Source organism: Alteribacter populi, assembly GCF_002352765.1.
Lineage (GTDB): Bacteria > Bacillota > Bacilli > Bacillales > Salisediminibacteriaceae > Alteribacter > Alteribacter populi.
The window spans coordinates 2,306,831-2,331,847 of record NZ_KZ293963.1; the positions used below are offsets into that span (position 1 = coordinate 2,306,831).

Genomic DNA, 25,017 nt, shown 5'->3' on the forward strand with positions numbered 1-25,017 from the left:
ACTTCCCTTCTCTAATAATGCCGACTAAGGTCAACTCTGTTGATCATCTCATCAGGTTGTTCACACTGATACTTTTTATAGTTTGATAGTAGGATGTCCATACATCTCCCAAGGTAACGATGAGACTTTGCAGACATATGCGGAGTGATAATGACATTCTCTAATGTCCATAAAGCATGCCCTTTCGGAAGAGGCTCTGTTTGAAATACATCGAGAATCGCTCCTCTTATCTTGCGCTCGTTTAATAAATCAACTAACGCATCCTCATCAATCAAATCCCCTCTTCCAACGTTAATCAATACCGCATCTTTATGTAATTTTTGCAAATAGTCACCTGAAAAGGTTCCTTTTGTTTCTTTCGTTGAAGGTAGAACAATGACCACATAGGCATACTCATGAACCTTCTTTTCAGCCTGCTCTAAGGTATGTACATGATCAAAAGGTGCTACAGGACGTCCTGATGTGTTGACACCATGAACCTTCATATCAAAAAACTTTGCTTTTTCAGCGATCTTAACTCCTATCGTCCCCGTACCATAAATAAGAACAGATTGATCGTTTAATTCCCCTACCAACGTTTCTCGTTCCCATTCTTGATTTTTTTGTAAATGCAAGTAACGGTGAAAGTGCTTTTCAAAATGGAGCATGCCTCCGATAATATATTCACTCATGGGAATAGCATGAATTCCTTTCGCACTTGTGACGAGTAGACCTTGTTTTCGTAAGGTGGAAAAAGGTAAATCCTCCAAACCAGCACTTAACATTTGTATCCATTTCAAATTAGGGTAGCGTAAAATATTACGGTCCGTTAAGTCATTCCCGTACGTTATCAATATTTCAATATCCTTTTCAATCTCTGCTGGAATAGCGTCAATATGAGGATAGGTGTAGATCTCTTCCCCTGTTTCTTTTTTTACTTTTTCATGGTGATGATCTAAAATCTCATCTGTTGTACTAACAATCATCAGTCTACCTCCCTTGAAAATGGATAGATAATAAGGAAAAACTAGTAAAATATCACTTTCAAAGCTAACGATTTTTACTAATAAACCTACTTCTCAGGATAAACTAGAGCCATGATTTCCATCTCATTGTCATGAGGATTTTCCATGCCATGGCTTTGTCCAACTTCAATAGAACACACATCACCAGGTTTAACTGGGATACGCTCTTTTTGGCTATTTATAAAAAAACCTTCACCTTTCAGTACGTAATAAGTCTCAGCTTCGCCAATATGTTGATGATATCCTATTGTAGTTTGGGGATTAATAATGACTTTCGCAAAAAGAGAAACCTTATCCATTGTGTCATCAGAAGTTAATAGTTTATAAATTCCGATGCTTCCCACACCCCCATGTGGATTTTCAACAATCAACCTTTCATCTGTTCTTCTAATCATTACCCTCACCCTCTATCCAAACAAATTTGGAAGAACTGTTGATATACTTGGAACAAAAATGATAACTAAGACAATAATCGCTACAATACAAATGACGTGTAACACATAAGGAAACATATCTTCTATACCCATATTTTTATCTGTAATACTACACCCTGCAATTAAAGATAATCCAACTGGTGGAGTAATATTTGCTAATGCAAAGTTCATAATTAATACCATCCCGAAATGTATAGGGTCTATTCCATACTGCATGGCTACTGGCATGAATATTGGACTAAGTAAAATTATTAAAGAAGTTACTTCCGTTAGAGTTCCTAAAATAAATAAAACCAACGACACCATTAATAAAAACTGGATGGGTGTGCTTGCATATTGCAAGAAAAAATCAGAAATCATAGCAGGAATCCTATTCGCAGTTAAGACATAACTAAATGCATTTGCAACTGAAATAATTACTAAAATAGTTGCGGAAGTTACTGCCGAAGTTACCATGATTCCCTTGAAATTATTAAAGGTTAATTCACGATAATACAATGAAAGTATAAATCCGTATAACACTGCTAAGACTGCAGCCTCTGTCGCTGTCACTAGACCACTAAAAATACCACCTAATATAATTACAGGAGTCATAAGTGGTAAAAACGCCTCTTTACAAATTTCAAGGAATTCTCTTCCACTTATTTTTTCCTGTTCAATTACACCATAACCTTTTCGTTTGGACATAAATCCTGCATAAACACAAATTAATGTAGTTAGTAGGATCCCAGGTAGAAGGCCTGCTATAAATAGTTCTCCAATAGAAATATTCGCTGTTATCCCAAGTATTACCATGGTTATACTTGGTGGAATAATTAACCCTAATACACCAGCAGGTCCTATTAAGCTAGCAGTAAATGCATTGCTATATTTTTGTTCTTTCATCCTAGGAACAACAACTGAACCTACAGCATAAGTTGTGGCAACAGTGGAACCAGATACTGCACCAAATAATGCACTAGTAACAACTGACGTCATAGCTAATCCACCAGAAAGTTTACCTACTATTGCATTTGCTAAGCGTATTAACCGTTTTGTTAACCCTCCCTTGCCCATGATATTTCCAGCTAATATAAAAAGTGGTAATGCTAGATATGAAAAGTTATTTACCCCAGCAAACATTCTTTGTACCATCAGCTCTAATGAGACATCACCTAGTAACAACATCCCGACGGTAACAGACCCCATCGTAAAGGCAATAGGCATACCAAGGAAGAGTAAAACAAAGAATGAAATTAAAATTATAATAATCATGTGGTAGTCTCTCCTTTATTAGAGGAATCCAACATATTAACCACTATAAAATAGATAGAAAATATCGAGCTGACTGGTATAACAAGATAAAATAATCCCATCGGTAATTGTAATGTTGAAGATGTAGTGTCCATTGCTGCAATTGTAAGTCTGAATCCATATACCATTAAAACGCTAAAAAGCGATATCATTATTCCATGGATCAACAAACCGATTTTATGACGGAGACCTACATTCACTAAATTCACAAAGTAACTAACTGATAAATGCATCTTTTCATGAAATGCTAAACTAGTTCCTAAAAAAGTTAGCCAAACAACTAGAAGTCGTGCTATCTCCTCAGTCCCAGGTAAAGAAATCTTCATAAACCTTGAAAATACTTGCACGAAGACAATAATAGTTAATCCGGTAATCGTTATGATGCAAAGTATAGACAATAACTTAACTATTTTTTCTGTAACTTTTGTCAACATATTTTTCTCCTTTAGTTTGAATCAATTTCTTCTATCTGAGTTTCGCAAACTCAAGAGTTTCTGAAGCGTTAAAAAGGAGCAACTAAATTTGTGAATAAGGCTATAAAGTGGCCTCTCTGTTTAGAAAACTTGGCCTAAACAGAGAGGCGAAATGAATTACCATCCAGAAGCATCTCTATAAATATCCATTAGCTCCTCCCCAAAATTCTCGTTTTCCCATTCATCATAAACAGGTAACATCTGTTCGCGGAAAGCCTCTGTATTTACATCATCATTAATGATCATGCCTCTATCAGCTAATTCTTCAAGATACTCTTCTTCACTCTCGTTATTAATGTTCTGAACTTCTTTGGAAATCCTTTCACCTTCTGCTAGGATAACTTCCTGATCTTCAGGTGAAATTCTATCCCAAGTATCGTTATCTATTACCATCATAATGGTATTATAGAAGTGGCCTGTTAGTGATAAATAGTCTTGAACTTCATCAAAATTAGGTGCAGCGATGTTCGCAAGTGGGTTTTCTTGTGCATCTAGAGTACCTTGTTGTAAAGCTCCATAAACTTCACTAAACGCCATTACAGTTGGTAAAGCTCCTATTTGTTCAAATGCATCAACACGTAAGGCTGTTTCAGCAACACGAATACTCATTCCTTCCATATCCTCTGGATTAACAATTGGCTGATTATTATTTGTTACGTGTCTAAATCCCCACTCTAAAAAAGATACTTTTGTCATACCCTGCTCATCCATCACATTTGCTAAGTAATCCCCAAATTCACCCTCATATGCAGTACGTGCATCTTCAATGTCATTCCACATATATGGTAAATCTTCAATTGCCATTCGCATGTCTAGGGATTGCATAGACCCGACCATAATCGCTGCTGATTCCATAGTTCCCAATTGTACTTGTTCTAACATTTCTGTTTCAGATCCTAGTTGACTATTTGGAAAGACGTCTATATTAATACGACCTTCAGTTTCTTCATGAACTGTTTCAGCCATATCTTCTATTAAGTCAGATGCCGGGGTCCCTTCTGATAAAGCATGACCTAATTGTAAATCAACAGTTTCTCCCTCATTACTCGTTTCATTTTCTGAACCCTCTTCATTTCCTGAAGTCTCACTATTACAACCTATAAGAATTGCCATTAGCATTACAGTACTTATTAAAATTAATATATTTTTTTTCATTTTTATAATCCTCCCATTTAGTTTTGCAAGCATTTGAAATAAGTCCATTCACCACTATACAGCTAAATTCATCGTAACCGCTTACAAATACAAACCGAGCATACTTTTTTCAACCTATGTATCCCCCCTAATTTATACTGCTATGTCAAAATGCGTTTAGTTACATTTTGAACGTGTAACTTCATCTGTTTTTCTACTTCTAAAGGTATTTTTGTTTTTAGGGCTTCGACAATTTGCAAATGTTCTTCCACTGCTCCATTAGCACTTTCTTGTAAAGTACTTGATAAAATCAAAAATCTTTGTACTTGATAAATTAGATTTGTTATATAGTCATTCAATTGTTCATTCTTAGAAAAACCAGCTATTGAAAAGTGGAATTCGTTATCTAGTTCAAGGAATTTACTGTAATTATCCTCAGCAATTGCTTCCTTTTGTTGGTCACAAATATCTTTTAATAATTCAACCTGTTGTTCATCAATGTGTTCTATAGCTAAACGTGCAGCTAAAGTTTCTAGAGATTCACGTATGACTTGAAAATTAACTACATCTTGCATTGAAATCTTACTTACTCTAGCTTTACGTCCTGGTTTCATCTCTACTAGACCCTCAAATGCTAGTTGATTTAATGCAGCTTTAATCGGAGTTCTACTAATTCCCAAATTAACAGCAAGTCGTTCTTCAGCTAAAATTTCTAGAGGCTGAAAGTCATTAGCAATTATTGCTTGTTTAATTTCTTTATAAGCTTTTTCAGCAAGTGTTTCAGTCGGTTTAATTTTTCTCATTTTTTTCACCTTTTTATTTTTAAGTTTGAATACCACATTCTGTATACTGTATACAGAATACTGCACAAATAAATGTTTGTCAATTATAAATTTTCCAAATATTTTATTTGTTCAGGTAAATAGCGAGATCTAGGAAGTGATCATTAGATTCCTTATCCTTTTGGAGTCACTACTCTTTGTAGTTAACTTCGCCTCTTTGTTAGCACATTCTATAGCTCTTTAAAAACCCACTTACCGATATTTTACATTTTATAATATAGAAATAGCCCCTTCTCCCAACTGGAAGTAGAGGCGTCGTTGCTTGTTACTTGAACATCTACTGTTCATAGAACAAACGTACGTTCAGTTTTGTGATATATGTCTTATTTTTAAGTTGTTCCCTTTATGAAAATGCTTCATATTTAAGTATTGACAATATTATCTCTGAGAATAACTAACTTCCCATTCGTTAGTCTAGAATAAACCCCACATACAGTTATCCCTTGACTATTTTTAAGCTCGTTCATGTATATTATCCAATTAAAGTTGATATCTAACCTCTTACCAACATACTCTGTTTTTATACTATAGCAATATCCATTATTTCACTCAAAAACGCCTTTGTATTATGAAAAAGAGACCCCAGCCTAAGCTAGAGCCTTTATTAATTATTGAATAATAAAATTATCCAAGTAATTGTAGTACTGACTGTGGTTGTTGATTAGCTTGAGCTAACATTGACTGAGAAGCTTGAGAAAGAATGTTTGAACGAGTCATTTCCATCATCTCAGCAGCCATATCAACGTCACGGATACGAGATTCCGCAGCTGATAGGTTCTCAGAAGCGTTGTCTAAGTTAGAGATTGTGTGCTCTAAACGGTTTTGAACCGCACCCAATTTTGATCTTTCAGCAGACACTGATTCAATTGCACTATCAAGTGTTGCAATTGCTGCATCAGCCCCTTCTTGATCTGTCACATCAAGATTGTGTACTCCTAGAGCTTCTGATCTCATATCAGATAAATCAACTGAAATATTTTGTCCATCATTTGCGCCAATATGAAATTTCAGTGAGTTATCTTCTACTCCTACAGTATCAGCAGTAGAAGCAGCTGCTGCTCCATCTCCTTCTTCTTCTAGAATACTAGCATCAACAGAAACTTCAAAAACTTCTCCATTAGAACCAGTTACAGACTTTGTTAGAGTTCCTTCTTCTATCTCAGCAGCAGTAAATGTAACATCACCGACAGCAGTACCTTCCTCATCAGTGATAGCAAAAGTGACTTCTTCAAATACTCCATCAGCTTCATCTGCAGCTGATTCATCATCAAAAGTAAGTTGTTGAGTTATTCCATAGTCTTGCTCTGTAACATTCCCACTAGCTTTAACATCCGTAGCAAAGGAAACATTATCACTAGTAAAATCAGTTTCAATACCTAAGTCTCCAGAAACTAAAGTTTTTGTGTTAAATTCAGTGTTATTGCCGATACGGTCAATTTCAGCACTTAATTGATCAATTTCTTTTTGTATTTCGTCACGATCTTCATTAGTATTAGTATCGTTAGCAGATTGTACAGATAGTTCACGCATACGTTGAAGAATACTGTGAGTTTCGTCTAATGCACCTTCTGCAGTTTGAATTAAAGAAATTCCATCTTGAGAGTTTCGGCTTGCTTGATCCAAACCATTAATTTGCGCACGCATCTTCTCAGAGATTGCTAGACCTGCTGCGTCGTCGCCAGCACGGTTGATACGCATACCTGAGGATAGCTTCTCCATTGAGTTTTGGTTTGCTTGTTGGTTAACACCCATTTGACGGTGGGTGTTCAACGCTGGAATATTGTTGTTAATAATCATAATAAAAATTCCTCCTTGAATTTTGCTTCCTCCCACGTCCTTGTGATTGGAAGATTCGTTTTTGGTGTTCACGTTGGAGAACGTCTGCAGCCGTCCTCTTTTGTGAACTTGACACTTCTTATATCGGACGAAAGGCCCCAATGTTTAATGTTTTTTGGGTAAATTTCGACTTTTTCTTAAAAGTAAGTATCTTTTTCTTCACGTTTTGTGTTAATTCCTTAAAATGCGTGTTTAAATGTGTCGATAATGTGAACATTCGTAAAAATTACAGAATTTTCCGTGTTTTGAGGTTAATTATGCTGGTGTTTCCATTTAAATTACAATACTATGTATTTATGGTAGTTAATACCTAAATAGAAATGACTATGAAGGAGAGTGGTATTATGAAAGAAGTTTATTTAGAGGAATATGAGATTGGGTATCAGACGTTAGCACTATTGCCAAATGCAGATCCGGTGTATGTATCGAAAGCCATTGAAATTGATCGAATTGTGTACATTGCGATGCCGTGCCTGAAAATCATTGAAGTCTCTTGCTTAAGTGGAGGATCCTCTTTTTCAGGACGGAGAGATGCTGTGTTTTATCATACCGGTTTCCAAAAGCGTGTACCAGTTCCGCTTTCAATTTCCCGGCGTATCTGTGCATTTCCTACACAGTCTCCGCAAATCTACGAATGCGCATGGTTGTTTTCACAACACCTCAAGAAAATATCTGAAGTTCACGACGCCAAACAACCAACGAAAAAGCCGCAATCACGAGTACATTTTTCAACAGGGCAACACCTAGACTTAAACGTGTCAAAGCATATTCTCGATAGACAAATGACACGGGCTTCCCATTGTATAAACCTTTTTGCTAAGCTTTAAGCTCAACCTCAATCCAAGGTGAGATGAGCGTCTAATTACATAACAAGCTCCTTGCATAAGGATGCTTCTCTTTCCTTGGACACTTTAGAAAAACGTGTTCAAAAAGGAACAAAAGAGCCAAGTAGGTCAAGGCGCCGAAGTCTTCGAGTACCGGGAACGTATGGTGTTAATACTTGAGGAGTGGAAAGCAAGCTAGCGAGCTTCCCAAGTATGGGGTGACTTCTGCATTCCAAAGGACGTGGCGGTATTTAGCAGGAGCTCCTATTCTCCGATAGCTATTTTTAGCGGACTTTTTGAACAGCTTCTAAAAATAGCCAAAATAAAAAGGAGGTCGATGTATGCCTCCAAATAAGTAAGTATCCTAATGTTCACTTTAGTGAACATTTTTTGTTTAAAAATTACCGATAGGCATCTACCCAGCCATTCCGTATTGCTGTCACTAGAGCATCGGTTCGATCATTGGCTTCGATTTTCTTTAACAAATGACTAATAATCGTACTGATGGTAGAAGGGGCTAAGTACAAAGATTGGGAAATTTGCAAATTATTTTTCCCTTCTAATAACAACTGTAATACATTTTGCTCGTTGTCAGTTAGCATTTCGTTTAGAGATTCTTTTTGTAACACTAGCTTTTTAATTGGTTGTTCACGTAGTTTGATCCTTTCAATCTCTAAAACTAACGATTTATGATAGCTCGGCTCTAAAAAAGTAGTCCCCATCTCCGTTTGCTTCATGACAAAACTCATATTTTCCATAAAGTAACGGAGCGACATTAACCCTTGTACATCACTAGTTAAGTAAGGTAATAGTTCTGAAGGATTGTTACTTTCCGACACAATCAAAAGGTTGGTTTGAAGATCTGCATCGATGAGTGCATTTAACTTACGTACTGTAGCGCGCTCGTACCCATCTGCGAGTAAGATTATGCTAGTGTAATGCGTATCGATATTCGAAAGAGCGGAGTGGCGATCAAACTTATAATGAGGATACCTTTGCGACATGATATCCAGATTATCCTTATTTAGAACTTCGTATTGATCTAAAAAAAGGATCTTCGGTGTCGCTACTGTTTGTGTATTCGTCATTGTGAGCATCGAATGGATCCCCTTTCAAAAATTAGCTAAAATTAGCATATCAAACATTTCGACATTCTAACAAGATTCGTTTGTCGTTTTTTGTTTCTGTCGGTATTGGGACTTTTCTTGTTTTTTTGACCATTAATATGACTATTTGTTGCATAACCTAATGATTTGTTATTTGTTTTCCAATTTAAACCGGACTATTTTACTACCACACTAAAAATCAACCATAAACAATAGTTCCTAACTCCCGATTTATGACTTTTTGTTTAACAAAAAAAATTACGAGTTCTTGACCGATTCAGATAATTTCTTTAATAATTCGACATTATTTTTCGATGCTTCTTCGTTTTCTTTCTGGATCGTGTCATAAATTTCTTTACGGTGGATATCGACATTTCGAGGCGCTTCTATGCCTATTTTAATTTGATCGCCGTCAATATCGAGAATCTTCACTTCGATATCGTCTCCAATTTTGATCGTTTCATTTCGTTTTCTTGTCAGAACTAGCATGGTTACGCCTCCCCTGCCTGGGCTGAAGCTTTTGTTAATAGCCTATGTCTCGTATCGTATTCAGAGTCATTAAGTAAAATCTGTTTTGCTTTTTGGTTTCGGCTGTTGATTACAACCGGTCCGCGAAGGTTCGTTGTTGTTTGTTCAAACGGATCTTTAACTGTAAGCATCGTGAAGATCGCAACATCATCTTTTTCTTCCACAGCTAACTGTTCGATGGTTCCATCAGAAAGCTCAACTTTGTAATCAGGGAAAAATGGAAAGGGGTTGGCCATTACGAAAGCAAGTTCCGGGGTATGAACAGACTGGAGAATGTAAAATGGGCTTGGTTCCTCACTGAATGGAAGAAGAATAAAGGCTTGCTCGTCTTCAAAACTCGGTATGCCTTGAGAAAAGTGAATGATTTGTTTCTCTTCAATCTCAATAATACCTGAATATTTTGTCTCTATTTGCAAAATCATCACTCCATCGTTTTACGTTAATTCTATTTTAGATAATTTTTTCAAGAAAGCCAATAGTATTTCTACGTGATTTTAGATATTTTTACATATTTAGCGTAGTCAATAATCAGAGTCGTTTGTCGACATTTGTTGCTTGAAATGAAATGGCTTCTTTTTGCTGTAAATACACATCAGTTTCCCATTTTGGTATCTGAATGTCTGGTGGCTGAACGTGAAATTGAATGTTAGGATCCGGCCACTCACTTTCTACTGTAATCTGTGACGGTTCATAATCAAGCTTTACTTTAAATGCGTTTTCCGGGACAAAACCGATATTTACTTCTTTAGGCTGACGTTCGCCATTTTGTTTAGCTAGTTGGGGAAGGACCTTGGCTCCCGTTTCAATTTTCTTTAACTGTTCACCGTCACGAGCCGTTTTTGTAATGTAATTCATCACCGCTTGTTTCCCTTTCTCTGACCATTCTGATGACATTCGAAGTGGACTTTTTAAATTCGCATCGGCAAAGGCTTCCGTTTGATTAATATAAAGCTTTGAGGCTGTCTTACTAATGCTTAACGTGCCTGCAAGCTCTTGATCGATTTGCATGACCGCAGAATGCTGCCGAATGTTCATATTCGGTCGTGTTTGCGTTAAACCAACCTCTGCGTTTTGTGATTGGATGTGAATGTGTGCTAATTGCACTTTCAGTTTCCCTCCCACTACACTTATATAGTTAAAGCGTCACCTTAGCGGATGACGCTTTAAAAAAGGAATATTATCTCAAGAAGTCTATAAGAGAAGGCTGCAATATTCTTGCAGAAGAAGCTAATGCTGCACGATGAACATTTTCCTGGCTCAAGAGCTCGGAGATTACTTTCTCCATCTCTGCATCTTCATTATCAGAAAGTATGCGCTTTGAAATCACTTCTTGTTCCATTATCCGATCTTCTATCATCTCAACACGGTTTTGGCGCGCACCTAATTCAGCTCGCTCATTGACCACTTTTTCTGCTTGGTGGTCGACCGAATCTATAAACTTTGTTAATTCGGATGCCTCAGTTGAAGGGTCTTCTAATGCTTTTTCTAGTTGAATTAAGTCTCCAAAAAAGTCAGAAGAAAAGACGTTGTCAGGATCTATGTTGACAGGGATGTTTACACCTTTCAACAGTTCAATTTCGACATTGTTTTTGTTTGTCGAAACACCCTCATCGGCTGAAATCACGATCTGACGTTCTTTTAATGTTTCTGTGCGCTCCACTTCTTCACCATCAGCATTCGTATCCATCCATCGTTTTTCAATTGATGGGTCGTTAGGAAAATCATTGAGGACAATTTGCTCGTTTGCTTCATTTTCAAATACAGCTGGTTCTTCTCCAAACTCACTGACCAATTCAAACCGTTCACCGTGGTGAGTCATATGATAGCTGTGTTGTGTGTCTTCTCCTGCTGCCCAGTTTTGAAACCCTTCGCTTCCAAGACCGACATCTATGAGGTCTCCTTGAACAGGCTCGTTCCTTGTATCCGTCCCATTAAAGATGAATTTATTGTTTGATTTGGTGTTTGCTAACGACTCAAGGTGCTCACGAAGCTGCTTTACTTCTTTAGCAATATTTTCACGTTGTGATTCTTCATACGTGTCATTTGAAGCCTGGACCGTAAGCTCCCGAATACGCTCTAAAGCACTCGTTGTTTCATCCAAAGTTGCATCGGCGTTGTCCATCCAATTATGCACTTCACTTAAATTTCGTTTAAATTGTTCAACTTCCGTTACTTGTGTTCGGTAACGCATCCCATTCATAGCCACGACGGGATCTTGTGAAGCACGAGATATTTTCTTCCCTGTGGAAAGCTGGTTTTGTAACTTATGAAGCTGCTGGTAGCTTTGGCTTGTGTTGCGTAATGAACTATTCATTAACATCGATTGAGTTACACGCATCTCTTACACCCTTTTTCTATTAAATTCAGTTACCGCCCAACTACACCCATTCCGTTAATAATCCGATCGAGCATTTCATCCATGACGGTTAAATTTCTTGCCGCTGCATTGTACGCGTGCTGAAACTGTATGAGGTTGCTCATTTCTTCATCTAAAGAAACACCACTAACAGATTGGCGACGGTCCTCCACAGATTCCCGCAACTGGTCCGTGTTTCGAGCCATCCGGTTTGCTTCGTTCGTGCTAACAGCCATATCACCAATCACACCTTGATAGTAGCTTTGAACGTTCGTTGTTGTGCCATTGAAATCGAGATCAGCATCCTTTACGTTCGCTAAATTCAAGGCATTGCTACCATCTCCACTAAAAGCCTCACCGTCTACTTCACTAGCCGCTGCAATTTTATCCAAGTCTCCCAAAATATCATCCGAAACTTTTAACCGTTGGGCTGCTCCTTTTATATTATCCTCTGTAATTGGATCGTCTCCTGAAGCAAAGTCAAAAAAATCAAAGCCTTCATGCTCACCATTCTCAATTTCGTAAAGGCTCCAACCGTTTGAATGAGTTTCATTAAAACCACCTTCACCGCTAATGAAGGTATGGACCATTTGATCAAGTGCCTGCATCATTTCTGGGAACAAACCTGCTTCTTCTTCCCCGTCCATGTAGCCGTATGCTTCCATTGAAGCTCTGAATTTCCCATAAGAATTAAAATCTTCAAGACTATTAAAGCTCACGACGCCGCTTTTACCCTCAAGATCGGAAACGTCTTCGCTGTTTTCCAGCGCCTTTGCAGAAGCAACATAAATGTTATCAACAAGACCTGTATCTTCATCATAAGAGACACGGAATTGATTGGCTTCAAGGTCTCTTCCGTTAACGAGAGTCACTCCTGTATCATTTCCGCTTTCATCTGCAAGTTTGATCGTGTATTTACCATCGGCTGTTTCCTTTGATAATCCGCCGCTTCCTACTTGCTCAACAGAAATGTTGACATATTGAGAGAGCTCATCGACAAGCATATCTCGTTTATCATAAAGATCATTTGTCAAATCACCATGCGGTTCTATTCTAGCAACCTGTTTATTTATATCGTTAATTTGGTTTAGTAACGAATTCATCCGATCTGTTTCTACGCCAATTTCACTTTTATAATCTTTTTGAATTGATTCAAGCGAATTGTACGTATAATTAAATGTTTCAGCTAAAGCAACACCGCGTTGTCTCACAACAGAACGAGCCCCCGAATCTTCCGGGTTCGCGTTTAAATCCTGTAGTGACTCCCAAAATCGGTCCATTGTTTGCGCCAAGCCGTCTTCAGTAGGTTCATTCATGATGTCTTCAATTTTTTCAAGGGCCGAATGACGGTTGTCCCAATAGCCATGCTTATTGTTCTCAGCACGGTATTGAACATCAAGAAAAGCCTCACGCACTCGCTCCACTTCACCTGCTTTAACACCCGTTCCAATTTGACCAGGTATATTCGGTTTATTAAAACCAGGACTTGGAAATGCTTCTGTTTGTGAAAAATTGACTCGTTGTCTTGAGTAACCTGGTGTATTCGCATTTGCTATATTGTGTCCCGTCGTTTGAATCGCTGTTTGTTGCGCATTGATCGCGCGTCGTGCTGTTTCTAATCCGTGAAAAGTCGATTGCATCGAGATATCCTCCTCTAAATGAGTGTTCAAAAACCTTGTTATTGAACACCTCGCCTCTCATTAAGCTTTCGAATCAAACAAGGACTGTGGAGTGTCGTAAGCATTGATCTGTTGATTCGGTCGTGTATAATTTTCTGTTTCTCGTTGTGGCTGGACGGCATCTAAAGACATGTTTACAAAACGCAACGACTCTTGTATTAATTGCTCATTCAATTCATTTTTTTCTTTAAGAAGTTGAATTTGTTCCACTAGGCGAGTCTGCCATTTGCTCATCTCTTCGCGGTCGCTTTCACCCAAATGTGTAAGAATTTCTTCGACCGTTACGTTTTCTTTCACAAGCCCTCTGCTTTCCAGCCATGAGGATGTGACAACCTGCCGCATTTTTTCAAGCTTCCGCAATTCTTGAATGAGAGCTGACTCCGTTTTCATTATCGTTTCTAACCCTTGCATATCGCCTACTTTTACAGCATCACGTTTCTCAAGAGCCTGCTCGTTAAAGCGCTCGTGCAGTTGTGTTAATTGCTTTAAAATTGCCGTTAACTCTGTCACATCACTCACCTCATTTTCTCGTTATTCAGACCAGTATTCATAAAATTTACGCGCTACTTCCTGATGCTTTATTTCGTATGATCCATCCTCAACCTGCTGTTTAATTCGCTCAACCTTTTCAGTCCGTGCCTGAGAAAAAGGTGTACTTTCCTGCATTTTTTTCGCTTCGGCCGAAATCTGAACCTCGTCTTTCTTCGCACTGTTTACCGGTTTTTCCCGTTCATTCCCATTCATTTGTTGGCGGTACGCGTGCAGTGACTGCATTGGATTAATTTTCACTACCATCACCTCATTAGGTTCTTTCTCGAAAACGATTCCTTTCTATTATATCGGTTATTTGTTAGAAATTATAAAGAGGCAGCTCTAAAAGTCTAATATCAGATCCTCGCTCTTTTCAATAAACAGCCCTAATCTCTAAAATCTACCGAATGATAAGTCACCTTTCGACTTTCTTTTTCACGACGATCTGCAAGTTGCTTTTCACTTTCAGCTTGTTTTAAATCAGATTGAATCCCTGTAAGACACGGGTTACAAATGCGGCCTTCTCGAATCGGATTGCTGCATTTTTCACACGGATACGTTAAATTTGGAAACTGCGCAAGATGCAGACGGCCTTCTTTAATGAAGCGGACAATCTGCTCTTCATCTACACCTGTTGCTACATGAACTTCCTGGAGACTTGCTTTCCGATTTTCCTTTTTACGAATGTACGTGTAGACAGTCTCAAACATTTCTTCAACCTCACGATAACATTTCTGGCATACGTTGTTCAGTGACTTTACAAAAAGCGCGTCACACCGTGGGCAATTACTTAGCTCTGCCATATCCATTCCTCCCAAATTACTTTCCTAGCGTATATATCGGTTGGAATCTCAGAACTTTTAGCTGATGTGAGCGAGTTTCTTACGCCCTTGCCACCGTCACCCCTCGTACCTCTTTAGCACCATGCTCATAAAGGACTCGAGCAGCACTTCGAATCGTTGCACCTGTCGTGTAAATATCATCCACAATGACGATCCGTTTATTCTTAATTTCCGATGACTTTGACTGCTTCATTTGAAACTGCCCCTGTAAAGCTGCGATTCTTTCTTTTCTTAGTCGCTTGCTTTGTTTTTCTGCGGGGATCGTTCGTTCAAGTAAATCAACAGGCGCGACAAGCCTCGCAAGCAGCTCTGCTTGATTAAACCCCCGCTATAAAAGCATCTCCACGGTATTTAAAACGAGCCATCATTTCTTTTAAAAAAGAGGTGTACGAGTAGAGAGAACGATTCAAAAAAGGGTACTCCGACCAAAAAGGGTCCTTTTGCCAACGAGTACAATCGTCACAAAGCCAGTGTTCTTCTGATGAATGAGGTTTACTACAGCCGTTACAGCTCTTCTTTTTATGAATCAATTCAAACTTTTCACGACACCTTTCACAAACGTTACTACCGGTTGTCATTCCCCAAAAGACAGCCCAACTCATCGTACCTTTAAAAGGCTCTGCACATAAAATACACGTTTCTGCTTCCTCCATTACCACTTTCCAGTTCATTCTGTCACCTCACGTTCCCCAGTTCATTCATTAATTCAATTTGTCTTTTTGCCCGAACCATCGCTCGTGTTTTCCCATCATGAAAGTAAACAACATCTCCCTTAGGTTCTTCGGGACTTCTTCCTGCCCTTCCAGCAATTTGAACGAGTGCCGATTCCGTAAAAACACCGTCATCCGCACCTAACACCCCAACTTGCACCCCTTTAACTGTCACCCCTCGTTCAAGAATCGTCGTTGATAGTAACAACCGGATATTTCCTTTACGAAATTGTTCAACCTTCTCTTTTCTTTGTTTATCTTCAGAGTAGACCCCTTCAACATTGTCCAAATGATTTTTCAATGTAGGAAGAACGAGCTCAAGAAGCCGGATACTCGGAACAAAAAGAAATGCTTGTTTTTTTTGCGAAAGAATCGTTGTTAACCAATCAAGAACGAGGGAAGGAACTTGCGCTTTTTTCGCTTTTTTACGCCAGCCTGAAGCCCATTGGAAACGAGGAACAGGCAATGGATAACCATGAAATCGCTTCGCTACCTTCACTGTTTCTAGTTTTCCATTAGCCGCTAATGATTGCATTGATGAATCCGGTGTCGCAGTTACAAATACCGTTAGATGCTGTGATTTCGCCGCTTGTTTCACCGCATACCTCAGCTTCGGATCATGATCAAAAGGAAAAGCATCCACTTCATCAATGATAACGACGTCAAAATTTCGGTAATACCGCAGCAGCTGATGTGTCGTGCTAATTGTAATTTCACCATGAGCAAACCGGTCTGCAACTCCCCCGTAAAAGGAAGCGACTGTTGTATGAGGAAACGCCTCCTTTATTCGAGGCTCCAGCTCACGAACAACGTCCGCTCGCGGAGTCGCAACAAGAACACGGAGATTTTGCCTTAATGCGGTTAAAATACCTTCAAACAACATTTCAGTTTTACCAGCTCCACACACAGCCCAGATTAAGCATTCCCTTACAGACGGCTGTTGCACCTGGTCATTTACCGCACCTACTAAAAATGTCGAAGCTTTTTGTTGTTGAGAAGAAAGCGTGCCTTCCCATCCGAGAATAGGGTCCTTTCGCGGCCAGAAAATAGATGCATGATTGGATAAAATTAAGGGAGAACACCTGCCAACTCTCCCCATCATGAGGCAGCTTCGGCAATAAGAGCACTCCTGTTTACATCGAAAACAAGGGTAAGAAGCAAATTGTTTCTGATCGCGATTACCGCATCGATGGCACTCGAGAATGTTATGTTCTGATTTTAAGCCGGGAGCATACTTGAGGTATCCGTTTGCTACATGCATGTGGAGCGTTTTTAAATCGAATTGTGGTAGAATTTCATCAACTAGAAGCCGGCGTCCATTGAGAGAGTTTGTTAGATTTGGGTTAGGAGTGAAAGCCGGGTTCGGTTTTGGGAAGTGCAGCTCTTTAGCAGGGAGGTCTATTATTCTTTTGAGGTGAGGTGCGGGTTTTGATGATAGAAGCGGTTCGGGGATCAGCCACAGTGAGTGTGGAGGTGGGGCGTCTTGTGGGAGGAAGTCGGAATGCTGCTCGCTCCATTCCGAAAGTTTTCCAGCGTAAAATCTCATAGTAGCGATTGTCCTTTCTTGTTTATTTGGGTTAGCTTATCACAGAGGAATGTTATGTTTCGAGGTAGTGTTCTTTTCGAAAGGGAGGGTGGAAGTGGAAGTAGGGCGGATGGAAACTTTATGTTAGGGGGATGGTTTTTGGAGTTTGCAGGAGAATTTTGGGTGGGTTCTAGCCAAACGCTCGGGTTTTCTAGTCAAATGCTCCCGCTTTCTAATCAAACGCGCTTGCTTCCTGGTCAACGCCCCTCTTTCTAGTCAATCGCTCTCGCTTTCTGGTCAAACGCCGCAGCCTTCTAGTTTCCCCTCCCAAAACAAAAACACACCCCCATCAAAATGAGAGCGTGCTTCAAAAATCATTATCCTTCTGGTCTGACCCAGCCGATTCCTAAGCTGCCTTCGCCTAAGTGGGTGCCGATAACAGGACCAAAATAGCTAACATAAACAGTGGCATTTGGATACGTCCCTCTTAGTTTTTCGGCAATTTCTTCGGCTTTATCTGGACGGTTGGCGTGAATCACGACAATATCCATTTCTTTTCCGGAGCCCGCGTCTTCATCGAGCAAGCTTTCAATACGAGCCAGCGCTTTTTTTGCAGTACGGACTTTTTCAAACGGGACAATCACTTTGTTTTCAAAATGTAGAACCGGTTTGATTTGCAGCAGGCTGCCAACAAAAAGTTGAGCGCCGTTTAAACGTCCACCGCGGTGAAGGTGACTTAAATCATCAGCCATAAAATAGGCTTGGGTACGGTCACGCATGTGATGGAGGTGTTCGAGAATTTCACGGGAAGATTTCTCTTCCTTCGCCATTTTTGATGCTTCAATCGCAAAGAATCCTTGGGGCATACAGCTGATTTCTGAATCGAAGACGTGAATTTCAACACCCTCCATTATGTTCGCTGCACTGACAGCTGTCTGGTAAGTGCCGCTAATTCCGCTGGACAGCGTAACGACGATAATTTCGTCGTGATCCTGGGCGAGTTTTTCATAAATCTCTTCAAAAAGTCCGACTGCCGGTTGGGATGTTTTCGGCAAGGTTTCTTTTTCTTTCATTTCCTCATAAAACTGATCGGTTGTGATTTCCCACTCTTCTTTATACGCTTCTTCACCAAAGATGACATTAAGAGGAATCATCGTAATGTTATGTTCTTCACGTATTTCTGTTGGAATGTAAGAGGTACTATCTGTAATTACAGCTATTTTACTCATACGCATCCTCCCTTCTTTCTTTTATTAGAAGTTTATCAGACTCGCTATTTTGCGTCATTTCAAGTTTCTCTTCTTAATAAAATAGTATCAATTATTAGGTAAGCTTGTCTATCTTTATTCACAGAAAGAGAGAAACAATTCCCGACAGCGAACGGCGTGAAGGTAGCTGTCCACATATACTTATCTTCTAAAGAAAAACTTAGCTTACCGCCAAACCTTTGTTGTGCTTATACTTTATTCCTATGAAGATCCTAAATTTTCTTAAAGTATAGGCTCTGTTAAAGTTTAGTGTTGTTATCAAAGAAGTTAACGCCGAGTTGCTGGATTGTGGTGAGTGAAGGTTCCGGCTCCAGCAGGAAAAGCTCGAGCCGTGCCCACGAAAAGCGTCGACCGACAGCGAGTCACAATACTAACAACTTGCTTTAAACAGAGCCAAAGCATAAAACAAAGGCGACGCAAAATGCGCCGCCATCAAATCGAAGACTGTTGGTATGTTTGCTCATTAATTAATTCACTTTCACCCAGCCATTTTTAATCGCATCGACAACGGCTTGAGTACGGTCATTCATGTTCATTTTCTGCAAAATATTACTTACGTGGTTTTTAACCGTTTTTTCACTAATATAGAGAGCTTCGCCAATCGCGCGGTTACTTCTACCGTCAGTCATAAGCTGGAGAACTTCACACTCCCGGCGCGTAAGTAAATGTAATGGACGACGATACTCGACTTCACGGAAACCGATTTCCGCTTCTTCTTTATCATCGTTTGCGAGACGACGATATTCATTGATCAAGTTATGGGTAACTTTAGGGTGAATGTACGCACCACCTTCAGCTACGACTTTAACAGCTTCAATCAACGCATCAGTATCCATTTCCTTCAATAAATAACCGTCTGCCCCCGTTTTTAAAACGTGGGTAACATATGTTTCGTCATCATGGATTGATAGAATAAGGACTTTTACTTCCGGAAACGTATCGACTAAGTTTTTCGTGGCTTCTACACCATTAACGTTTGGCATGTTGATGTCCATCAGTACGACATCAGGTTCATGCTCGCGAACCAATTCTACAGCTGCGTCTCCATCGCTTCCTTCCGCTACGATTTCAAACGACTTTTCCATTGCAAGAATACGCTTTACACCTTCACGAAACAGTTGGTGATCGTCAATAATAATGATATTAATGCTATCTCTTTCGCTCATACCAGTTCTCCTCCTCCAGGACCCTACTACCTGAATATTGGTCTGTCTATTTTATCTATTGATTGATTCTTTTATTTTAGAGGTAGTTCAAATTCCAGAAACTCTGGTGTAAACCCCTCCCTTATAGTATCATCGACGTTTTGAGTAAAAATATGAACGCATCAAAAGACGGATTCTTCGCTATGTTCTTTTTCCAGTTATTGCGAAATCGGGATTTGAACCATGATTAAAGTCCCGGCATCTGGTTTTGAATCAATCGTCAGTTGACCGTCGAGCATATTTACACGCTCTTTCATTCCTAAAAGACCAAAGGAACCTTCCTTTTTCTCTTCTGGATCAAAGCCTTTTCCGTCATCTTTAATAATTGCCATTGCTTTTGTTGGCTTCAATTCAATTTTCACAGTAACCTGACTAGGCTCAGCATGCTTGTACGCATTTTGAACCGACTCTTGAATAAATCGGAAAATAGCCACTTCCATTTCAGAAGGAAGTCGGATTTCCCGACCAATGTTACGAAAGGAAATATTTAAACCACTATGTTCTTGAAAGTTCTTTAGATATTTTGAAATAGTAGGCACTAGCCCGAGGTCATCTAGGGCCATTGGCCTAAGGTCGTAAATAATCCTTCTAACTTCAGCTAATGATGACCGGACCATTTTCCGGAGGTCGCGTATCTCTTTCATCGCTTCGTCTATACCATTCTCTGCGTAAATTCGTTCTACTAACTCAGAACGGAGCATGACATTGGCCATCATTTGCGCTGGTCCATCATGAATCTCTCTGGAAAGCCGCTTTCGTTCTTCCTCTTGAGCTTCAATGATTTTTAACCCAAATTTCTGCATTTCTTTCGCATCTGCAACCATTTCACTAATGTTTTGCAAATCCCCTGTTAAATAATGAATCACAACATTAATTTGTGCAACCAATGTCTCCGCTTTTTCAATCGTACCTTTTAACTTCATCAGCCGGCGCTCGATACTATCCCGTCTCTCACGTAACAGCTTTTCTTCCTGCCGAAGTACAGCGAGCTGTACTTGATAATCATTCGCCACCTCATAAGCTTCTTTCACTTCATTATCACTATAATTGGCGAAATGTTTACTCACCTCAGCGAGACGGTTCCGAGCAAAGCGGGAGCGTAGTTCCATCCGCTCTGTATTTTCAATAATATCAATCACTTTATTTTGGACATCTGTAAGCTCCGCTTTAAGTTGTTCATAGTCGTTACGAGACTGTTCCCCGATGCCAAAAATCTGTTCCTTGCTTTTTCCTACTGTGTCCATCATCCCATTTAAAATGTTATCTAACTGCTGCGTCTTTTCAATTTCTGTCCCTTGTTGTTCCACCGGTTACACCCCCTAACACCAAGCACCTTCAGGCCTAATACGCTGGAACCTCCATGCAATATCTGTTCGATTTTGACTAGATATTTATGGGGGATATTCATTCCCTATAGAGGAATTTTCATCCAAACGATGGTAAAACAAACGATTTCTGTTAGACATACTAAAGTTATAATTCGCTAAAGGATGCCATGTTCCTCTTTTTTTAAACAAATTATCAGAAACTTGACACCATTTCTTTTCCATCTTACCCTAAAACTAATATTTCAGGACGGCTTTATGGCACTTTTGAGATTTTTTCATGTTCTGAACTTTTTCCTTAACCCATGGTCAGGAGAGATATCATGCTAACGTCTTATTATACAATAAAAGAATACGGAGAACACGAAATTGTTATACAGAAGTCACGCTTTATTGCTTATGTCGAACGCGTGACGACGGAAGAAGAGGCGAGTGCCTTCATTGAAAAAATAAAGAAACAACACTGGAACGCAGCTCATAACTGTTCCGCCTACATGATCGGGGAACGCGATCAAATTCAAAAAGCCAATGACGACGGAGAACCCAGCGGCACTGCCGGAGTACCGATGTTAGAAGTGTTAAAAAAGCGCAACCTTAAAGACACAGTCATAGTCGTCACCCGCTATTTCGGAGGAATAAAACTAGGCGCCGGCGGGCTAATTCGCGCATACGGCTCTGCTACATCTGAAGGAATATCCGCCACGGGCGTTGTAGAACGTAAACTCATGCAAGTCTATAAAACATCCATTGACTACACGTTATTAGGGAAAGTCGAAAACGAACTACGCGGATCCCAATTTTTATTAAAAGAAATTCATTATCTAGATCGGGTTACCGTAGAAACCTACGTAAGCAGCGGTGAAGAAGCTGCTTTTGAAGAACGAATGACCAACTTAACGAGCGGACAATGCGAGATTGAAAAAACAGAACAAACCTACTTGGAAATTGATGTGGAATAACAAGAAAAGCGCAAGGCGCCCGCTTATCAGCGAAATGCAAATGTTCTGCCCGATAAAAAGTGCTTTTTACTTTTAATCGGGCAGGTTATTTGACACGAGCTGATGGGGTCTGGAGCTAGACATCGAAACGTAGATTTTAAAAAAATCGTGTTATTTACCTCAAGCACCTCTTCGGACAAAGGTGCTTTTATTGTATATCTCCTTCCTTCTTTATAGTTGAGAGTTAAAAGCCGTTATTTTTAATCTTTCGAGCCGCTTGTCTATACATTTATCGGCGGAAATGTCGCACATATCAGCGGAAATGTTGATAATATCGAGGATTCGACAAATAACACGAAATATCGACACACCTCACAGTAGAAAGAAGTACCTTCCCTACCCTCTAAATACACTCATTGTGAATAAACAACACTTATCGTGACATCAATACTTAAATCTCTCCAGCCCATGATACATTTGACTTGGTGATGTATATGGGAACTTTTGGAGAACGCTTGCGCAGACTTCGCATTGAGCAAAATATTAATCAAGAATCATTGTCTAGACAGCTTAATATTAGTAAAAGTTCAGTGAGCATGTATGAGCGGGGTGAACGTCAACCTTCCTTTGCCCTCGTTTGTGACTTCGCACGCTTTTTCAACGTTTCCACTGACTATTTGTTAGGTATGGAGATGCCCGCACCTTCAAAAGAGACGGAGATCACCAAAGACGCGTTAAGCTTTGAGGAAGTAGAATTCTTAAGGGACCAGCTCGAGCTTTACCGTACACATGTAAGGAAAACAAAAAGATAAGCTAAAACGAACGGGACACATCGCCGTTCGTTTTTTGAATCATAAAAATAGGCCACCCAACTGCTATATAAGAAAAACCGCATAGCGGTCTTTTATTAAAAACAGTACTAGCTCGCCTCAAGGGAAAAGTCTCAAGGATGCTTTTCCCTTGAGGCGAGCGGCGTGAACGTAGCTGTCCTCTTATAATTTACCTTACAAAAAAGACTGCCGAAAGTACTTTTACTTCTAGCAGTCTTCTTTGACCAAATTATTCTCCAACTCTTGACCAAAACTCATTGGCCATGTCTACAACATCACCACTGCCTCGGCCTTCTATCATCATCGTTACAAGGTAATCCTGCTCCTCCACATCGATACTTGTGTACCAACCAATGCGATCACCTTCTACATCTTCTGCTTGGGAATCTTTAATTTCCGCGGTTCCAGTTTTTCCGGCAAGCGTTCGGTTGTGTCCTGGATTGCTTCGATGCGCCGTTCCGTTAGAGTCTTCAACAACTGCTTTCATCGTATCGAGTACGATCGATGCGGTTTCCTCGGCAATTACCGATTCGTTCCACACCTCCGTGTCACTACCCTCTAAAAGGGTCGGCTGCATAATACTTCCTTCATTTACAAACATCGTATACAATGCCGTCAAATGTACTGGGCTCATTTGCAGCTCCCCTTGTCCGTAACCGGTATCTGCAAGGAGGATATCAGAAGTAAGGCCTTCATTAGCGAGTCGCGACTCATTTAACGGATACTCAAAAGGAAATTCTTCACCAATCCCAAACTCCTCAGCCCACGATGTCAACGGCTCCTCACCAATCGCCAATGCTTGTTGGGCAAAGTAAATGTTATCGGAATACGTCATTGCTGTCTCTAAATCTACTTCCGACACATTCGGGTTCACACGGGTCACTCGGTACCCGCCCCAATCACTACTTGCCTGCCACTGCTCCCCATCAATGTTGACAACCTCATTCGGGTCAAGCGTCCCTTCCTCTATGCCTATAGCTGCGGTAATTGGTTTAAACACAGAACCTGGAGAATAAATCCCATTAAAGCGGATAGGGTTCACATCACGCTCGTCTTCAACCCACTCCGTCCGTTCTGGGGAGCTTGTTCCTAAATAAACTTGGTTCGGATCAAATACAGGCCGGCTAACCAGTGCTAAGACCTCCCCTGTTTCAGGGTCCATCACAACACCGCTACCTGCTTCGTCACCGATCGCATCAAATAGTTCTTGCTGCACATTTACATCTAGTGTTAAATGCAGATCTTCACCGTCTTCCGGATCGGTTCGAACGAGCACCTCTCGTGTACTGCCAGCACTATCCTCAACACGTATCTCAAACCCTACTTCACCACGAAGCTGCTCCTCATAAGCTAGCTCCAATCCGCGCTGTCCAATATACGTTCCCGCTCTGTACCCAGACCACTCTTCCCTTTCCAAGTCTTCTGCACTCACCTCTTGAATATAACCCGTCAGGTGACCAGTAAGACCTTGGTAAGGGTATTCGCGCCCCTCAGTGGTTTGGACCACGACACCAGGGATATTTGCTGCACGAACCTCATCCACACGCTCATCTGCCATTGGTACACTCATCACAGGAGCCATCCAATCCGGGTTCTCTTCATAAACGACGGCTTGCTCTTCCACTGTCTCTGCGTCAAGCCCTAACAAATCAGCCAGCTCCTCAGCTTCACCTTTTAAATCCTCAATGTTTCCATACTGAAACCCAATTTGATAAAACGCGCCATTTACCGCCAAGCTCTCGCCATTACGATCAAAAATCTGTCCACGGCTTTCAGGATCGACAGTTTCCATCACCACTTGATCATCAAACTCATTAAAGCCCATAAACAAATGACTTGGATCGAAGACAACACTCCACACTTCAACTTCGTCCCCGTCTTCTTCAACCACTTCCATTACAAGCTGAATCTCAGTATCATAATTCAATGAACCCGCAACCGTCTCCATTTCAACACCAACAGGATACGTTAGTTCATTGACCTCATCCCAATCGATTTCCTCTTCCTCAAAATCTCTAGGCTCATAGTTCACTTGAATAGAAGAAACCTCCATCTTTTCATGAACTTCAGCAAACCTTTCAGTAAAGGAGCCACCATACTCACTCTGAGAGCTGAGATCAAGAAATTCACTCATCTCCCCATACCCTTGCTCTTCCCAAGCACTGACGTATCCTTCTAACGTTACTTCTGGATTTTGCTCATCCCCAGAACACCCATCGAGCACAAGCAAGAATCCAATATACAGAAAACTTCTATGTACTAAGGCCTTCACACTCATGCAATATTCCCCCCTCTTTAGACTTACTCTACTCTATTTATATATTACCATTGCTA

General features: G+C 40.2%; 26 protein-coding genes. 3 read left to right on the top strand and 23 right to left on the bottom strand.

The genetic code is table 11. The annotated features are described in order from the left end of the window. Positions 1-11 precede the first annotated feature (11 nt). The 7 genes from CDZ94_RS11170 to CDZ94_RS11200 form a co-directional block, all read right to left on the bottom strand. The gene (locus tag CDZ94_RS11170) at positions 12-965 is read right to left on the bottom strand and encodes a D-2-hydroxyacid dehydrogenase (RefSeq protein WP_096437047.1); all 954 of its coding nucleotides are present in this window, start codon (positions 963-965) and stop codon (positions 12-14) included. Between the two features lie 86 nt (positions 966-1,051). Continuing rightward, positions 1,052-1,399: a cupin domain-containing protein gene (locus CDZ94_RS11175; RefSeq protein WP_096437049.1), complete on the bottom strand. Its 348-nt coding sequence runs from the start codon at positions 1,397-1,399 to the stop codon at positions 1,052-1,054. Positions 1,400-1,411: 12 nt separating this feature from the next. Beyond that, positions 1,412-2,692 (bottom strand): TRAP transporter large permease, encoded by a 1,281-nt coding sequence (locus CDZ94_RS11180; RefSeq protein ID WP_096437051.1) that lies wholly within the window; start codon positions 2,690-2,692, stop codon positions 1,412-1,414. Continuing rightward, positions 2,689-3,162 carry a TRAP transporter small permease gene (locus CDZ94_RS11185; RefSeq protein WP_245415729.1) on the bottom strand — a complete coding sequence of 158 codons (474 nt, stop codon included), beginning with the start codon at positions 3,160-3,162 and terminating at the stop codon, positions 2,689-2,691. Before CDZ94_RS11185 ends, CDZ94_RS11180 begins: the two co-directional genes overlap by 4 nt. Positions 3,163-3,321: 159 nt before the next feature. Next, positions 3,322-4,392, bottom strand: a complete 1,071-nt coding sequence (locus CDZ94_RS11190; protein WP_245415730.1) for a DctP family TRAP transporter solute-binding subunit — start codon at positions 4,390-4,392, stop codon at positions 3,322-3,324. Positions 4,393-4,499: 107 nt separating this feature from the next. Next, positions 4,500-5,141, bottom strand: a complete 642-nt coding sequence (locus tag CDZ94_RS11195) for a GntR family transcriptional regulator (protein ID WP_096437057.1) — start codon at positions 5,139-5,141, stop codon at positions 4,500-4,502. A gap of 663 nt (positions 5,142-5,804) precedes the next feature. Further along, entirely contained in the window at positions 5,805-6,977 is a 1,173-nt protein-coding gene (locus CDZ94_RS11200; RefSeq protein ID WP_096437059.1) for a flagellin N-terminal helical domain-containing protein, read from the bottom strand. A gap of 383 nt (positions 6,978-7,360) precedes the next feature. Between CDZ94_RS11200 and CDZ94_RS11205 the strand changes: the two genes are divergently transcribed. Beyond that, positions 7,361-7,843, top strand: a complete 483-nt coding sequence (locus tag CDZ94_RS11205; RefSeq protein ID WP_157911745.1) for a competence protein ComK — start codon at positions 7,361-7,363, stop codon at positions 7,841-7,843. A gap of 398 nt (positions 7,844-8,241) precedes the next feature. Here the strand turns inward: CDZ94_RS11205 and CDZ94_RS11210 are convergent, their stop codons facing one another. The 15 genes from CDZ94_RS11210 to CDZ94_RS11285 form a co-directional block, all read right to left on the bottom strand. Continuing rightward, entirely contained in the window at positions 8,242-8,937 is a 696-nt protein-coding gene (locus CDZ94_RS11210; protein WP_096437063.1) for a response regulator transcription factor, read from the bottom strand. A gap of 267 nt (positions 8,938-9,204) precedes the next feature. Next, entirely contained in the window at positions 9,205-9,435 is a 231-nt protein-coding gene (gene csrA, locus CDZ94_RS11215) for a carbon storage regulator CsrA (protein ID WP_096437065.1), read from the bottom strand. Between the two features lie 2 nt (positions 9,436-9,437). Continuing rightward, on the bottom strand, positions 9,438-9,896 hold the full coding sequence (fliW, locus tag CDZ94_RS11220) for a flagellar assembly protein FliW (RefSeq protein ID WP_425352537.1): 459 nt from the start codon (positions 9,894-9,896) through the stop codon (positions 9,438-9,440). Between the two features lie 106 nt (positions 9,897-10,002). Further along, entirely contained in the window at positions 10,003-10,578 is a 576-nt protein-coding gene (locus CDZ94_RS11225) for a DUF6470 family protein (protein ID WP_096437069.1), read from the bottom strand. A gap of 73 nt (positions 10,579-10,651) precedes the next feature. After that, a complete protein-coding gene (gene flgL, locus CDZ94_RS11230) occupies positions 10,652-11,812 on the bottom strand; it encodes a flagellar hook-associated protein FlgL (RefSeq protein ID WP_096437071.1) in 1,161 nt (386 codons plus the stop codon). A 29-nt stretch (positions 11,813-11,841) separates the two neighbouring features. After that, on the bottom strand, positions 11,842-13,470 hold the full coding sequence (gene flgK / locus CDZ94_RS11235) for a flagellar hook-associated protein FlgK (RefSeq protein WP_096437073.1): 1,629 nt from the start codon (positions 13,468-13,470) through the stop codon (positions 11,842-11,844). 60 nt (positions 13,471-13,530) lie between these two features. Beyond that, positions 13,531-14,019, bottom strand: a complete 489-nt coding sequence (locus CDZ94_RS11240; protein WP_157812110.1) for a flagellar protein FlgN — start codon at positions 14,017-14,019, stop codon at positions 13,531-13,533. Between the two features lie 21 nt (positions 14,020-14,040). After that, positions 14,041-14,298, bottom strand: a complete 258-nt coding sequence (gene flgM / locus CDZ94_RS11245; RefSeq protein WP_096437077.1) for a flagellar biosynthesis anti-sigma factor FlgM — start codon at positions 14,296-14,298, stop codon at positions 14,041-14,043. Positions 14,299-14,426: 128 nt separating this feature from the next. Next, complete coding sequence (locus CDZ94_RS11250) at positions 14,427-14,843, bottom strand: TIGR03826 family flagellar region protein (protein WP_096437079.1); 417 nt, start codon at positions 14,841-14,843, stop codon at positions 14,427-14,429. Between the two features lie 79 nt (positions 14,844-14,922). Next, on the bottom strand, positions 14,923-15,189 hold the full coding sequence (locus CDZ94_RS11255) for a ComF family protein (protein ID WP_342587642.1): 267 nt from the start codon (positions 15,187-15,189) through the stop codon (positions 14,923-14,925). Positions 15,190-15,199: 10 nt separating this feature from the next. Beyond that, a complete protein-coding gene (locus tag CDZ94_RS11260) occupies positions 15,200-15,553 on the bottom strand; it encodes a hypothetical protein (protein ID WP_096437083.1) in 354 nt (117 codons plus the stop codon). Between the two features lie 4 nt (positions 15,554-15,557). Next, positions 15,558-16,694 carry an ATP-dependent helicase ComFA gene (locus CDZ94_RS11265; protein ID WP_198546712.1) on the bottom strand — a complete coding sequence of 379 codons (1,137 nt, stop codon included), beginning with the start codon at positions 16,692-16,694 and terminating at the stop codon, positions 15,558-15,560. A gap of 800 nt (positions 16,695-17,494) precedes the next feature. Next, complete coding sequence (locus CDZ94_RS11275) at positions 17,495-18,346, bottom strand: DegV family protein (protein WP_096437089.1); 852 nt, start codon at positions 18,344-18,346, stop codon at positions 17,495-17,497. 506 nt (positions 18,347-18,852) lie between these two features. Beyond that, positions 18,853-19,551 carry a response regulator gene (locus CDZ94_RS11280; RefSeq protein WP_096437091.1) on the bottom strand — a complete coding sequence of 233 codons (699 nt, stop codon included), beginning with the start codon at positions 19,549-19,551 and terminating at the stop codon, positions 18,853-18,855. A 197-nt stretch (positions 19,552-19,748) separates the two neighbouring features. After that, a complete protein-coding gene (locus CDZ94_RS11285; RefSeq protein WP_096440774.1) occupies positions 19,749-20,876 on the bottom strand; it encodes a sensor histidine kinase in 1,128 nt (375 codons plus the stop codon). Positions 20,877-21,238: 362 nt separating this feature from the next. Here CDZ94_RS11285 and CDZ94_RS11290 point away from each other — a divergent pair, with 362 nt between their 5' ends. Together CDZ94_RS11290 and CDZ94_RS11295 are read left to right on the top strand one after the other, a co-directional pair. Beyond that, on the top strand, positions 21,239-21,874 hold the full coding sequence (locus CDZ94_RS11290; RefSeq protein WP_096437093.1) for a YigZ family protein: 636 nt from the start codon (positions 21,239-21,241) through the stop codon (positions 21,872-21,874). 473 nt (positions 21,875-22,347) lie between these two features. Then, positions 22,348-22,665, top strand: coding sequence for a helix-turn-helix domain-containing protein (locus tag CDZ94_RS11295; protein WP_157911746.1), 318 nt, complete (start codon positions 22,348-22,350; stop codon positions 22,663-22,665). Between the two features lie 247 nt (positions 22,666-22,912). On the opposite strand, the gene CDZ94_RS11300 is transcribed toward CDZ94_RS11295, so the two are convergent. Then, positions 22,913-24,961, bottom strand: coding sequence for a peptidoglycan D,D-transpeptidase FtsI family protein (locus CDZ94_RS11300; protein ID WP_096437097.1), 2,049 nt, complete (start codon positions 24,959-24,961; stop codon positions 22,913-22,915). Positions 24,962-25,017: the final 56 nt, after the last annotated feature.